Genomic DNA, 13,700 nt, shown 5'->3' on the forward strand with positions numbered 1-13,700 from the left:
TAACTCATAAGGGAAAAATTGTAAGAATTTAAAAATAGAGTTTTGATTTGATAAGAAAAATTATAGGCAAAAAATAAAAGGTTATGTTTCCATAACCTTCCTTAACGTGGTTGAAAATGATCAGGAATGAATCGCTTCTCTTTGGATTTCCTCAAAAATTCTTAGCGATTCTTCAAATTTCACGAAGTAGTTGTGAACCAATCTAATATTAACAGGTTTGACCACCGGAAATTTTGGAGAGGACTTGTACAAAGTAAACATCTGAGTGTGGTTTAGTTTCGTCTCATTTTGTCAAATGTTGTGCCAACTCGCACTACTATAAAAAGCAAAACCCCTCTAAAAGAGGGGTTTGGGTGAAAGACCGGGTTCGAACCGGCGACCTCTGGATCCACAAACCAGCGCTCTAACCAGCTGAGCTACAATCACCATGTGGACTATTTGAAAAGGTTATTCTCAAATGGTCTGCAAAAGTAATAATTAAGTCCTCTTAGCGCAAGCCGGGTCTCAATTATTTCTCAAAAAAGTGATTCGCTCCCCTTTCTTTGCTTCATGAAACTTCCCTTGCTCGTACGCCAAATGACCGGATACGATCGTATGGGTGACTTTTGACCGGAAAGTATGGCCTTCAAAAGGTGACCAGCCGCATTTCGAGAGGACATTTTCTTTGGAAACAGTCCAAGGAGAATCAAGGTCTACTAATACCAGATCCGCAAAGTAATTTTCCCGGATAAATCCCCTTTCCCTGATTTGGAAGAGGATGGCCAAGTTGTGAGACATTTTTTGAGCGATTTTTCCCAAGCTGATTTTACCCTGATGGTAAAAATCGAGCATCGCTACCAAGCTGTGTTGATTTAATGGACCTCCGGATGGCGCCTTTAAATAGGAGAGTGATTTTTCCTCCAACGTATGCGGAGCATGATCGGTGGCAATAACATCGATCCGATCATCAAGCATTGCTTTGAAAATCTGGTCCCGGTCATTTGCCGTTTTTACAGCGGGATTCCATTTGATCAGGTTGCCCTTGGTTGCATAATCTTCTTCCGAAAACCACATGTGGTGAATGCAAGCCTCAGCGGTTACGCGTTTTTCTTCTAATGGAATCGAATTGTCAAACAACTCCAATTCCTTGGCTGTGCTGATATGGAGGATATGAAGTTTGGTGCCATACTTTTTGGCCATAGCGACTGCACGGCTGGACGCATCGTAGCAAGCCTCTTCCGATCTGATTTTTGGATGGAATTTGACAGGAATATCATCACCGTATATGGCCTTGAATTCCTCCAGGTTAGCTTTTATGATGTTATCATTTTCGCTGTGGATAGCGATCAGGGTTTTACATTCTTTGAAAATCTGTTCCAAAACTTCCGGATTGTCCACCAGCATATTTCCAGTCGAAGAGCCTTGAAAGATTTTTACACCGCAGACGGTTTGGGGATCCACTTTCAGGATTTCTTCCAAATTGTCGTTTGTTGCACCAAAAAAGAAAGAATAATTCGCTAGGGAAACTTCCGATGCCCGTTTGTATTTTTCCTCCAAAAGCTCAATTGTGACGGTCTGGGGATTAGTATTTGGCATCTCCATGTATGTCGTTGTTCCGCCTGCCACTCCGGCTTTGGCTTCTGTATAAATTTCCGCTTTGTGGGTCAATCCTGGCTCCCGAAAGTGAACCTGATCATCGATTACCCCGGGAAACAGGTGTTTTCCACGACCATCAATGTGAATATCAGCAAGCTCTGAGCTTAGATCCGTTCCGATTTTGGCTATCCGGCCGTCTTTGATCAAAACATCCCCCGGACTAATCCGGCCTTCATTGACTATATTTGCACCGGTGATCAGGATACTTTTCATCGTTTCTTTCTTTTTCGATTACAGAATTCTCTCCAAAAATAACAATCATGAGTGATGAGGCCCTAGGTTTTGACGCATTTAAGCTAAATAAGCAATTATTAGATGCAGTGGCTTCTGCTGGTTACACCCAGCCGACCCCGATCCAGCAAAAAGCGATTCCATTGGCTTTGGCCGGACACGATGTGTTGGGCATCGCCCAAACAGGGACTGGAAAAACAGCGGCCTATATGCTTCCGCTTTTGATGAAGGTAAAGTATGCCCAGGGATTCCATGCCCGGGCGCTTGTATTGGCTCCGACCAGGGAATTGGTGATGCAGATCGAAGAGGTCGCCAAGCAACTAGCGCAAAACACCGATCTCAGGATCGTAAGTTTATATGGAGGGCTGGGCCCAAAGACACAGATTGAAAATATCACAGCCGGGGTAGATATCATCATTTCCACTCCAGGCAGATTTATGGATTTGTACCGAAAGGGAACCATCCTACCCAAGGAAATCAAAACCATGGTTTTGGATGAGGCGGACAAAATCATGGATATGGGATTTATGCCGCAAATCCGGTCGATTTTGGAAATTATTCCCTCCAAAAGACAAAACCTGCTTTTTTCTGCCACTTTTAGTGCTAGGGTTGAAGTGTTGTCAACGGAGTTTTTAGAATTTCCAGAAAAAGTAGAAGTGACTCCTTCTGCCACCACGGCGGAAACGATCGCACAGGTCAAGTACCATGTGCCCAATATCAAAACCAAGATCAATTTGCTGGCTCATTTACTCGAAAACGAGGAGATCAACCGAGCGATAATTTTTACCCGAAGCCGGAAAAATGCTGAATCGGTGTTTAGCTTTTTGGATCGGAAACACATGGGTGAGATTCGTGTCATCCACGCCAATAAAGGTCAAAATACCCGAATCAATTCAATGGAAGATTTCAAGGGAGGTGAAGTGAGAATCTTGGTAGCCACCGACGTAGCTTCCCGTGGATTGGACGTGACGATGGTTTCTCACGTGATTAACTTTGATGTGCCTTTGATCTATGAGGATTATGTGCATCGAATTGGTCGAACAGGAAGAGCTGAAAATGAAGGAAAGGCGATCACCTTCGTCAACCCGGCTGAACTTTACCATTTTGATTGCATTGAGGACATGATTCGCATGAAAGTGGAGTTGTTGCCGATACCGGGCAAAGTTGAAGTGCCTGAAACTCCCTTTGAGGAAAAGCAGGGGTACGCCAGAGAACTGGACAGATTAAAGCAGCGAGACAATCCGGACTACAAAGGCGCCTTTCATGAGAAGAAAGCAATCCCGCCAAAGGTCAATATCGGTAAGGGAGAAAAGGTCAAGGCCAAAAAACATATGAAGAAGCCTAACCGAAATCAACTGAAAACCAAGAATCAGAAGAATAGAGGCAAATAAAAAAGGATCCCGATTTTTCGGGATCCTTTTTTATTATCTATCAGTTCGGGTGTTGCTTCCGTCCACCGGAGTTCGGTTTTCACGGTTGGCAAGGTCCCAAGCCGTGTGGAAGATCAAGTGGGCGCGCTTGTTCATCAGCGGGAATTCGATTTTGTCCACCGTATCGGTTACTTGGTGGTAGTCATCATGTACACCATTGAAGAAGAAAATCACCGGGATATTGTGCTTGGCGAAGTTGTAGTGATCCGATCTGTAGTAGAATCTGTTTGGGTCGTCTGCAGCATCGTATCGGTAATCCAGCACCAAGTTGGTATAAGTGATGTTGTTGTATTCGTTGATTTTCTTCAGTTGTGAAGAAAGCATCTCAGAGCCGATCACATAGACGTAATCTTTGTTGGCTTCTTTTTGGTATTCGTAATCGATACGACCGACCATGTCAATGTTGATGTTGTTCACCGTATTTGCCAATGGGTACACAGGATTCTCTGAATAATACTCAGAACCCAAAAGCCCTTTTTCTTCACCTGTTACATTCAGGAAAAGAATGCTTCTTCTTGGCTTGATTCCGTCTTTTGCCGCCAAGGCGAAAGCCTCAGCAATTTCCATGACAGAAACAGTACCCGAACCGTCGTCATCGGCACCGTTGAACGCGTCGCCTTCGCTGCTCACACCCACGTGGTCATAGTGAGAGGAGATAACCAATACTTCTTCTTTTTTGTCAGTTCCTTCCAAAAAGCCCATCACGTTGAAAGCTTCAACCGGAGTTTTGGTTTTTACTACTTGGTAGCTTGCTTTTTGGGGAGCGATAGTTTCAGGAGTAGCTTTTGCAGCTTCTTTCAAGGTTTCCACGGGAGCTCCGAAAAGCTGTCCCATTTTGTCAGAACTAACCATGAAGATTGGTCTTTGCTTGGTCTCCACATCAAATCCGATTCTGCCTTTTCCAGCCAAAGTTTTATACCTGTTGGCAATCCGGTCAAAATTGGCCTGGCCTTCCATGCTCACGATGACAATTCCGGCAGCGCCTGCATCCATCACTTTAGTGACCAAGTCATTGCTTCGTACACCGACGGCCCAAAGGCCAACCAGCTTTCCTTTGACATCTACTTTTGCAAGATTTTCATCTGTCACCAGTCCAAGGAAAACCAGCTCAGCTTTTGCAGCTTTGGCCATATTTCCATCACCGATAAATACAAAGTCCTGGTTTTCAACCAACTTTGCTTTGCCAACCTGTAAAATTACTTTGGTGAAATTAGTGCTTACCAAAGGAACAGCCTGGAAATAGCTACCATTTACCGGGGCAGCCAAACCAATGCTTTTATAAAAGTCAGCCAGATAATTGGCTGCAATTTTTCCTTCTTCTGATCCAGTGTCACGACCTTTCATGTCATCTGATGCCAGATAGGTCAGGTGTTTGGTCAAATCTTCCACACTGATCGTATTCGCATACTTCACCTGAGCAGGAGCCTGAGCAAAGCTTGGCAGAGCCAAACCAATAGCCAAAGCACTGCTTAGAATTAATCCTTTATTCATAAAATTTTACGTTTAGGGCCCTAAACTAGACAATTTTTTAACCTGCATAAAAACCGTTCGTAAAGAAGGAAGGTTTTAGGGGAAATTATTCAGCATCAGCAAAGTCTTTTCCTCTAAGAAATAGTACCTTTGCGCTCGAAAAAACAGGATGTTTTCAAACCCAAATACGTCACTCTTCCCAAACGTACTTTATGAAGATCAATCTTTCTAATGCTGTCAAATTTGAGAGCAGACACAATGGCCCGACAGAGGCGGAAATCGCGGAGATGTTGGAGAAAATCGGAGCCTCTTCTCTGGAGGAATTAATCAGTCAAACGGTGCCTGAATCCATTCGATTGGAGCGCCCTCTTGATTTGCCGAAGGCCAAACTTGAATCTGAGTTTTTGCATGATTTCAAAAAACTTGCATCCAAAAACAAAGTGTTCAAATCCTTTATCGGTTTGGGATACTTTGACACTATCGTACCTGGTGTTGTTCTTAGAAACGTTTTGGAAAATCCGGGATGGTATACTGCTTACACTCCTTATCAAGCTGAAATCGCCCAGGGCAGATTGGAAGCTTTGATCAATTTCCAGACTGTAGTTATGGAATTGACTGGAATGGAGCTCGCAAATGCTTCACTTTTGGACGAAGGAACCGCAGCTGCCGAAGCCATGAATATGCTTCATGCTGTAAAGCCAAGGGAGAAGAAAAGCGCAAACAAGTTTTTTGTAGACGAAAAAACCTTCCCTCAAACCAAAGCTGTATTAGTTACACGAGCAGAGCCGGTTGGGATCGAATTGGTGTTTGGATCACTTTCCGATTTGGATTTGACTGATCCTGAACTTTATGGGGTGATGATCCAATATCCGAATGCAGACGGAGCAGTGTCTGATTATTCAGCATTGGTGGCCAGCGCAAAGGAAAATAAGGTATTGACGGCATTTGCTTCAGACCTATTGGCATTGACGATTTTGACTTCTCCCGGAGAAATGGGTGCGGATGTAGTTATCGGTTCCGCACAGCGGTTTGGAGTGCCAATGGGTTATGGTGGACCTCATGCTGGATTTTTTGCAACCAAAGAAGAATTCAAAAGACAAATCCCGGGAAGAATCATCGGCGTGTCCATTGACCGTGCCGGAAATAAGGCTTACCGAATGGCCCTTCAAACCCGTGAGCAGCATATCAAGCGTGAAAAAGCTACCTCAAATATCTGTACCGCACAGGTGCTTTTGAGTGTGATGGCCAGCTTTTATGCTGTTTATCATGGACCAAAAGGATTGAAAAATATCGCATTAAGAGCTCATGGTTTGGCACAATTGACTGCTGAGGCCTTGAAAAAAGTAGGTTTGAATGTTGCAGATCAATCCTTCTTCGATACCATTCAGATCAAGATGAATGAGGTAACCAGAGAACGGGTCCGTGGACTCGCATTGGGTGCCAAAATGAACTTCAGATACGAATCTGATTCGGTTTTCATTTCTTTTGACGAAACCAAAACCCTGGAAGATGTCAAAACTATTGTGAACCTCTTTGCCACTGAAGAAGGAAAGCATACGCTTGATTTAGATCTGTTGGTGGAAAATCTTCAGCTGGATTTGCCGGAGGCTTTAACCAGAAAATCAGAATACCTGACCCATCCGGTATTTAACAATTACCACAGCGAGCACGAAATGCTTCGCTACATCAAGCGATTGGAAAACAAGGATCTTTCATTGGTTCATTCCATGATTTCTTTGGGATCCTGTACTATGAAGCTGAATGCGACTGCGGAAATGATCCCGGTGACCTGGCCAGAATTTGGACAGCTTCACCCTTTTGCGCCAATGGATCAGACATTGGGCTATCAGGAGCTTTTCACCAACCTTAGAACTTGGCTGACTGAAATCACAGGTTTTGCGGATACCTCTTTGCAGCCAAACTCTGGCGCACAGGGAGAATATGCGGGTCTGATGGTGATTAGAGCCTTTCACATGAGCCGTGGCGAAGGGCATAGAAATGTGTCGCTGATCCCAACTTCTGCTCACGGAACCAATCCAGCTTCCGCTGTAATGGCCGGAATGAAAGTGGTTTTGGTTAAATGTGACGAAAAAGGAAATATTGATATTGAGGATCTGAAGGTCAGAGCAGCGGAGCATGCAGAAGACCTTTCTTGCCTGATGGTGACTTATCCGTCGACCCATGGGGTATTTGAGGAAGGTATCCGCGAAATCTGTGCAATTATCCACCAGTATGGAGGACAAGTCTATATGGATGGAGCCAATATGAATGCTCAGGTGGGTTTGACAGCTCCTGGTTTTATAGGTGCGGATGTTTGCCACCTCAATCTGCATAAGACCTTCTGTATTCCTCATGGTGGTGGTGGACCTGGCATGGGACCGATCTGTGTGGCAAGCCATTTGGCGCCTTTCCTTCCGGGAAATCCACTGGTGAAAACAGGCGGTGAGCACGCAGTTTCTTCCATCTCATCTGCTCCTTACGGAAGTGCAAGCATTCTGCCGATTTCCTATGCATACATTGCCATGATGGGTGGAGACGGTTTGACAAATGCAACCAAAATGGCCATCCTAAATGCCAACTACATTAAGGAAAGACTGAGTGGACATTTTCCACTTCTTTATACCGGTTCCAAAGGTCGCGCAGCTCACGAAATGATTGTGGATTGCCGTGGTTTCAAAGAAGTAGGAGTTGAGGTAGAGGATATCGCTAAGCGATTGATGGATTATGGATACCATGCACCAACTGTATCCTTCCCTGTTGCAGGCACTTTGATGATCGAACCAACGGAATCTGAGACCAAAGCTGAACTGGATAAGTTCTGTGATGCGTTGCTGTCTATCCGTGCGGAGATCCAAGAAATTGAAGATGGAAAAGCAGACAAGGTGGAAAACGTATTGAAAAATGCGCCTCACACGGCTGCAATGGTTCTTACCGGTGAGTGGACGATGCCATATTCCAGAGAAAAAGCCGTGTTCCCAATTGCCTTTGTGAAGGAAAGTAAATTCTGGCCAACTGTAAGAAGAATTGATTCTGCTTATGGAGATAGAAATCTCGTTTGTAGCTGCATACCAGTTGAAGAATATGCTGCCAATGAGGCCGAAATGGCCTAATGAAAATGAGTTTAACAAAAAAAGGCTGCCAATTGGCAGCCTTTTTTGTTAGACGTTAACATGTCTTTCGGCATGGTACGAGGATCTGACCAAAGGTCCTGATTCCACGTATTTCAGGCCTCTTTTTAGACCTTCTTCCTTGTAGAGTGCGAATAAATCCGGATGGATAAACTCTGCCACTTCGATATGCATTTTGGTAGGCTGGAGGTATTGTCCTAAAGTCAGGATATCGCAACCGTGTGCAGCAAGATCATCCATTGCTTTATAGACTTCCTCTTTGGTTTCACCGAGACCAAGCATGATTCCGGTTTTGGTTCTTTTTCCAAACTCCTTTGTCAATTTGATCTGCTCAAGTGATCTTTCATATTTGGCTTGAGGACGAACTCTTCTGTAAAGACTTCCGACAGTTTCCATATTGTGAGAAACTACTTCCTGCCCACCGCTGATCATTCTGTAAAGTGCATCCCAATTGGATTTGACATCAGGAATGAGCGTTTCGATGGTCGTTTCAGAGGAAAGTTCCTTGGTCTGTACCACCGTTTGATACCAGATTTCGGCTCCTCGGTCTCTCAATTCATCCCGGTTTACAGAAGTAATTACGGCATGCTTTACACCCATAAGTTTGATGGCTTCGGCCACTCTTCTTGGCTCATCGGTATCGTATTCCGGTGGTCTTCCTGTTGCCACTGCACAGAAAGAACAGGATCGGGTACAGACATTCCCCAAAATCATGAATGTGGCTGTTCCTGCCCCCCAGCATTCCCCCATATTTGGGCAATTTCCACTTTCGCAGATCGTGTGGAGTTTATGTTCGTCAACGAGTTTTCTGACTTTGGCGTATTCTTTTCCCACAGGAAGCTTCACTCTAAGCCAATCTGGCTTTTTGCGACGGGTGGCCTCCTCGGATATTACGGGTAATTCAATCATCACATTCGGATTTGTTGCAAAGGTAATTCAGGCAGGTTCAAAAACCCAATTCCGATTACTTTCGGAAGCCGTAGAAGAAGGTGAAATAGGCAGATTGGAAAATCTGATTATTTTCGGTGGTGGGAATCAGTGGAATTTCTTTGTTATAACCTTCTAGCATGTAGCCCAGTTCCACGCCGGTTGCACTGCTTCTGAATACTCCAAATTCGAACATCAGCGCTGCTTTTAAAGTTGCACCGATTGCAACATCTGACTGTCCAATGCCTTCAAAAAGTCTTCCGGTTCCCAAAATATTAAATCTGCTTTGGTGTATTTCGGGGTCATATTGTTCGGTTACTGTTTCTACACGGTTGACTGCATATTCGATGTAATAAGGAGCTATCAATCCGATAGTTGGCCCCACAGCTGCCAATGCAGTTACCTGGACGCCTTGGTTTGGAGCTTTTTTAAACAACACTAATTCACGTCCATAATGTGGGCGGATTGCATACAGGTAATTTGATTTACCAAAAATGTAGCTGTTTCCAAGAACCGTGTTATACCTTGCTTCTTTAGGATTTTTTACGTTGGAAAGTTCGATACCCCAAAATGAAAACTGGGAATCATCGATTCTGGTACCTGCTTTGAAAACAAATCCACCGATCAGGCCTCCATTAGTATTTTTATTCAAACCGAATAGATATTCTTTATCGTATTCGTAATTGCCAACATCTTCTCTTTGAGAAAATGCTTCCAGGGAAAAAAGGAAGAAAAATACGGGTAAGATTATTTTCAGTCTGCTCATTCGAATTGGTCGAAAATATTGCTCTATTTTTGAATTTAAGTATTTAACTGAATTTTAAAAGTAAGAGTTTATGCCCACTATAAAAAGTTCGTATTTGGGGAATTTGAGGACTCATTCAGAGCATCTTCAATCTGGCACCAAAATCCTCACAGATGCGCCTGTGGACAATAATGGAAAGGGAGAGGCTTTTTCTCCTACCGACTTGGTGTCTAGTGCTTTGGGAAGCTGCATGGTAACTATCATGGGGATAGTGGCTGAACGGGAAGGAGTGTCTTTGGAAGGCCTCAGTTGGGAAGTGACCAAAGTTATGCAGGCTTCTCCAAGAAAAATCCAGGAAATTGTAGTGGATTTCAATTGGGAAAAACCTAGAGGAGATTCAGCTTTGATCCAAAAGCTAAAAAACGCAGCCCGAACCTGCCCTGTCGCATTGAGTCTGGACCCAGCAATCCAACAAACGATAAATTTCAACTTCTGAGCGGAACGATTTATCCGCTTGGTTCCTTTTACTATTATAAACCCAAGTATTTATGTGCTACCTGTTTGAAAGTTTTAAAGGCTGGAAAGACTATTGTGAAACCCAAAACATTGGCCTGGTACAATCTGTGATTGAATATGAGGTAGAGCAGAAGAATTCTTCAGAGGAGAAAATCTGGTCTGGCCTTCAGAATGCCTACACGGTGATGAAAGAGGCTGTAAAAACCGGGTTGGAAGATGAAATGACTTCTCGATCTGGCATGATAAACAACGGTGCCAAGAAGGTTTTCAACCATCCCTTGACAGTACTTTCTCCAGAATTCCAAAAATTGATTTCACGGGCACTTGCTGCTAAAGAAGTGAATTCCTGCATGGGAAGAGTGGTCGCAGCACCGACAGCTGGTGCATCAGGGATTTTACCCGGCACTATGGTCACTTTGCAGGAAATTCATGGATTGGCCGAGGAGAAGATTTTGGAAGGCTTATTGGTAGGAGCAGGAATTGCCTTGATTATTGAGGAAAAAGCAAGTTTGGCAGGTGCTGTGGGAGGATGCCAAGCGGAAACCGGATCTGCAGCTGCTATGGCTGCTGGGGCAATTGTTTATTGTCTTGGAGGCACGATTGACCAAGTTTTCAATGCGGTGGCCATCACGATCCAGTGTATGCTTGGGTTGGTGTGTGATCCGGTCGCAGGATTGGTGGAAGTGCCTTGTGTGGTGAGAAATGCCAGTGCAGCGGCCATTGCTTTCAGTTCGGCTCAAATCGCATTGGCGAATGTAAATGCAGTAATTCCAGTGGACGAATGCATAGAGGCAATGGGAGAAATCGGTGCTTCGATGGAAAGCCGGTATAAGGAAACTGCTATGGGAGGCTTGGCCGCCACGTTGACAGGTCAAGAAATAGCCAAACGGGTTTTGATTCAGGACATCGAGATATTACCGGACGAAAACTTACCCGAGTAATTTGTCGAAAAATGGGATTTTGAGAATCTGGTCAATACTTAATCCGAAGACCACCGCCCAAAAAACTGCACTCCAAAGCATGTGGAAGTAGATTTTTCTTTTTTTGGTACCAAAAGAAACAAGTATTAGTGTCCCGCCGATTGGAGTGAGGAAAAGCGGACTGAAAAACGCTATACCGATTTCACCGTATTTTGCCCAAAGGCGAACTATGGATCTATTTTTTTTGGTAAATACAGGGCTTTTCTTTTTTATCCTAAGAGCCAAAATTCTTTTGAACTGGTTTCCGAGGAGTGTAAAAATAAAAACGCTAGTCATCATTCCTGAAACTGTTACCAAAATGATTTTCCAAATGCTGTATCCGGCTGCGGAGCCTAATACCGGTCCAGCAATGAATTTGAGCATGCTTAGTAAGTAGATTCCAAAGAAGGTAATCAATGACTCGTTCATAGCAGGGAAATCAGATAAGCAGCATAAGTTAGAAGAAGTATCATCCCTTCCACTTTCGATATACGCATTTTTGTATTCATCAGGGGGAAAAGCAGGAAGGAAATTCCAAACATCCAAAGGTAGTCAAAGACCAAATAAGCCTCAGAAATTTGAATAGGCTTTGTTATTACCAAATAGAAGAATCCCAAGCCTTAAAGCCAATAAAAAATAAACCATCATCAGGCTAAAGTTTTTCCCCGAAAGCCAAATCACCAGCATCACCTAATCCAGGGACAATGTATGATTGGGCATTGAGGGATTTATCGACTGAGCCAATCCACAATTTATAAGGGACAATAATCCGCTCTTTGAGGTATTCTATTCCCTCAGGTGAGGCAATAGCCGCTGCGATATGAATTATTTCAGGAGTACCGTGGGTCAGGATAGTTTCAATGGACCGGATAAAAGATTTCCCGGTTGCAAGCATTGGGTCTGCCAGAATCAGGGTTTTGCCTTTTATGCTTGGGCTAGCGTGATATCCCAGATTGATTTTTATCTCACCTTCCCCTTCTTCTCGAAATGCTCCTATAAAACCGCTTTCTGCTTTATCAAAGAAATTGAGAAAGCCATTGTAGAAAGGGAGTGATGCGCGGAGAACAGCAAAAATCACAGGATTGACAGAAGGAATCCTGACGGATGTTATGGCTAGCGGGGTTTGGACTTCCTTTGTTTGGTATGGAAATGATTTGGATATTTCATAAGCCATGATTTCCCCGACCCGTTCCAGATTTTTCCGAAATCTTAATCTGTCCCCTTGGACAGAAACATCCCGGAGGTCAGCTATAAATTGATTGCCAATTGAGTCAAATTCTGCTAAAACAAACATACTGTAATTATAAAGAAAAAGCCCGGCTGTTTAAAACCGGGCTAGATAATAGGCGCTATTTGATTTCAAAGCTCGTTCTCCTCGCAAGTTGGCGTGCATCGGCTGAAGATTTATCCACGCTGGTGTCCTCTCCGTAACCTTTGTAGGATATCCTGGAAGGTTCAATTCCTGCTTCAATCAGAAGTTCATAGACGGCTTTTGCTCTCTTTTCAGAGAGTTGGATATTATAATCTTCACCTCCCAGTTCATCAGCATATCCTTTTACTTCGAGTTTTAGTCCAGGGTTTTTCTGTAGGAAATTTGAAACATAAGAAGCTGCTGAAATTGAATAGGCCAAAGGCTTGGAACTGTCAAAACCAAAATAAACATTGACATAGCCTTCATCAATTGCCTTGCGAAGGAAATCTGCCTGGTCTCTGATTTCCTCAATTGGACAGCCCCCAGTCGAGCTTGGACCTGGAAAAAAAGGACACTTATCCAAGTGATCTGGGGTGCCGTCTTTGTCAGAATCTAGCGTGATTCCGCTAAAATTGACTCTCGCACCGACTTGAGTATTTGGTTCTTTGTCGAGGTAATCAGCCACACTATCGCCATCCGAATCTTTCAACATGTCTTTAATTCCATTGATTGACTCCGCCAATTCTGTTTTTGTGGCATACTTGTCAGCAGCAATGTACCAGTCGGCATGTTGTTCGGCTTTTCCGAGATAAAAATTCAACCCTAAAGTACCGGTCCACCAAGTTCCGGTGGCGTGGACGTAGGGGTTTGCTGGAGGATCAGGTTGGACAAGGGCATTGAATGCATTGCCGTCAAATGTATAAGTCTGTCTGCCATTCACATTAACAGTAATGTCACCGGATATAGCAATCCTTTTACTAAGACTGTATAGTGTTGTGAGTCCTGAGGTTATTATGTAATAAAAATCCGGCTCAACGTAGCTGTAAATGGCTGGATCCTGGAACTTCATTTTTCCTCCTCCTGCTCCTAGATGACCAAGGAGAGTAAAATTTCTGGAGAAAGATTCAAAATTTAGCATTCGGCCAAAGTTAGCAACACCTTGGGCTGTAACATTAAGATAGTTGGTTCTAAATTCAGGGCTTTCCCCATTTACTTCTGAAAATTTTCCGAACCCCAAATTTCCCTTGAATCCGAAATATTCATTAAACATATATCGAGCGCCAAAATCGGCATGTCCTAAATTCAGGGTGGGTGAAAGGTAACCAGGAGTCAATGGTCCCATTGATTTATTAAATCCGCCATTGACTTCGAGGGACCATTTGTTAAACTCTTTTTGGGCATAGGTACTGTATCCTGCGCCAAGTAGGAGCAAGAGGAAAGCGTATTTTTTCATTGAGGAATAGTTGG

Annotated in this window: 11 protein-coding genes and 1 tRNA gene; 4 read left to right on the forward strand and 8 right to left on the reverse strand. The window is 43.8% G+C overall.

All coding sequences use genetic code 11. The features are described 5' to 3' along the window. Positions 1-351: 351 nt before the first annotated feature. Positions 352-427 (reverse strand) — tRNA-His (locus B0E43_RS01055). A gap of 77 nt (positions 428-504) precedes the next feature. After that, positions 505-1,848 carry a dihydroorotase gene (locus B0E43_RS01060; RefSeq protein WP_077346213.1) on the reverse strand — a complete coding sequence of 448 codons (1,344 nt, stop codon included), beginning with the start codon at positions 1,846-1,848 and terminating at the stop codon, positions 505-507. A 47-nt stretch (positions 1,849-1,895) separates the two neighbouring features. On the opposite strand from B0E43_RS01060, the gene B0E43_RS01065 reads away from it, so the two are divergent. Further along, positions 1,896-3,257 carry a DEAD/DEAH box helicase gene (locus B0E43_RS01065; protein WP_077346214.1) on the forward strand — a complete coding sequence of 454 codons (1,362 nt, stop codon included), beginning with the start codon at positions 1,896-1,898 and terminating at the stop codon, positions 3,255-3,257. Positions 3,258-3,290: 33 nt separating this feature from the next. Here B0E43_RS01065 and B0E43_RS01070 read toward each other — a convergent pair whose 3' ends face one another. Continuing rightward, positions 3,291-4,787, reverse strand: coding sequence for a M28 family peptidase (locus B0E43_RS01070; RefSeq protein ID WP_077346215.1), 1,497 nt, complete (start codon positions 4,785-4,787; stop codon positions 3,291-3,293). Between the two features lie 191 nt (positions 4,788-4,978). Here B0E43_RS01070 and gcvP point away from each other — a divergent pair, with 191 nt between their 5' ends. After that, positions 4,979-7,876, forward strand: coding sequence for an aminomethyl-transferring glycine dehydrogenase (gene gcvP / locus B0E43_RS01075; protein WP_077346216.1), 2,898 nt, complete (start codon positions 4,979-4,981; stop codon positions 7,874-7,876). Positions 7,877-7,924: 48 nt separating this feature from the next. Here the strand turns inward: gcvP and lipA are convergent, their stop codons facing one another. Both lipA and B0E43_RS01085 read right to left on the reverse strand, forming a co-directional pair. Then, on the reverse strand, positions 7,925-8,803 hold the full coding sequence (gene lipA / locus B0E43_RS01080; RefSeq protein WP_077346217.1) for a lipoyl synthase: 879 nt from the start codon (positions 8,801-8,803) through the stop codon (positions 7,925-7,927). A 55-nt stretch (positions 8,804-8,858) separates the two neighbouring features. Next, entirely contained in the window at positions 8,859-9,587 is a 729-nt protein-coding gene (locus B0E43_RS01085; protein ID WP_077346218.1) for a hypothetical protein, read from the reverse strand. A 70-nt stretch (positions 9,588-9,657) separates the two neighbouring features. On the opposite strand from B0E43_RS01085, the gene B0E43_RS01090 reads away from it, so the two are divergent. Further along, positions 9,658-10,062 (forward strand): OsmC family protein, encoded by a 405-nt coding sequence (locus B0E43_RS01090; protein WP_077346219.1) that lies wholly within the window; start codon positions 9,658-9,660, stop codon positions 10,060-10,062. Between the two features lie 52 nt (positions 10,063-10,114). Then, complete coding sequence (sdaAA, locus tag B0E43_RS01095; protein WP_077346220.1) at positions 10,115-11,023, forward strand: L-serine ammonia-lyase, iron-sulfur-dependent, subunit alpha; 909 nt, start codon at positions 10,115-10,117, stop codon at positions 11,021-11,023. Here sdaAA and B0E43_RS01100 read toward each other — a convergent pair. From B0E43_RS01100 to B0E43_RS01115, 3 genes are all read right to left on the reverse strand, one after another. Beyond that, positions 11,012-11,470, reverse strand: a complete 459-nt coding sequence (locus tag B0E43_RS01100; protein WP_077346221.1) for a hypothetical protein — start codon at positions 11,468-11,470, stop codon at positions 11,012-11,014. The genes sdaAA and B0E43_RS01100 overlap by 12 nt on opposite strands. Positions 11,471-11,693: 223 nt before the next feature. Beyond that, positions 11,694-12,335, reverse strand: coding sequence for a uracil phosphoribosyltransferase (gene upp / locus B0E43_RS01110; protein WP_077346223.1), 642 nt, complete (start codon positions 12,333-12,335; stop codon positions 11,694-11,696). A gap of 55 nt (positions 12,336-12,390) precedes the next feature. After that, positions 12,391-13,686, reverse strand: coding sequence for an OmpA family protein (locus B0E43_RS01115; RefSeq protein WP_077346224.1), 1,296 nt, complete (start codon positions 13,684-13,686; stop codon positions 12,391-12,393). Positions 13,687-13,700: the final 14 nt, after the last annotated feature.

The sequence above is a fragment of the Algoriphagus sp. A40 genome (assembly GCF_002002735.1).
GTDB lineage: Bacteria > Bacteroidota > Bacteroidia > Cytophagales > Cyclobacteriaceae > Algoriphagus.

What these genes read in the sequence shown, in the direction of transcription:
- B0E43_RS01100 (WP_077346221.1), bottom strand. Translation starts at nt 11,470, where the DNA reads ATGAACGAGTCATTGATTACCTTCTTTGGAATCTACTTACTAAGCATG.
- B0E43_RS01115 (WP_077346224.1), bottom strand. Translation starts at nt 13,686, where the DNA reads ATGAAAAAATACGCTTTCCTCTTGCTCCTACTTGGCGCAGGATACAGT.
- B0E43_RS01070 (WP_077346215.1), bottom strand. Translation starts at nt 4,787, where the DNA reads ATGAATAAAGGATTAATTCTAAGCAGTGCTTTGGCTATTGGTTTGGCT.
- B0E43_RS01065 (WP_077346214.1), top strand. Translation starts at nt 1,896, where the DNA reads ATGAGTGATGAGGCCCTAGGTTTTGACGCATTTAAGCTAAATAAGCAA.
- B0E43_RS01090 (WP_077346219.1), top strand. Translation starts at nt 9,658, where the DNA reads ATGCCCACTATAAAAAGTTCGTATTTGGGGAATTTGAGGACTCATTCA.
- lipA (WP_077346217.1), bottom strand. Translation starts at nt 8,803, where the DNA reads ATGATTGAATTACCCGTAATATCCGAGGAGGCCACCCGTCGCAAAAAG.
- upp (WP_077346223.1), bottom strand. Translation starts at nt 12,335, where the DNA reads ATGTTTGTTTTAGCAGAATTTGACTCAATTGGCAATCAATTTATAGCT.
- gcvP (WP_077346216.1), top strand. Translation starts at nt 4,979, where the DNA reads ATGAAGATCAATCTTTCTAATGCTGTCAAATTTGAGAGCAGACACAAT.
- sdaAA (WP_077346220.1), top strand. Translation starts at nt 10,115, where the DNA reads ATGTGCTACCTGTTTGAAAGTTTTAAAGGCTGGAAAGACTATTGTGAA.
- B0E43_RS01085 (WP_077346218.1), bottom strand. Translation starts at nt 9,587, where the DNA reads ATGAGCAGACTGAAAATAATCTTACCCGTATTTTTCTTCCTTTTTTCC.
- B0E43_RS01060 (WP_077346213.1), bottom strand. Translation starts at nt 1,848, where the DNA reads ATGAAAAGTATCCTGATCACCGGTGCAAATATAGTCAATGAAGGCCGG.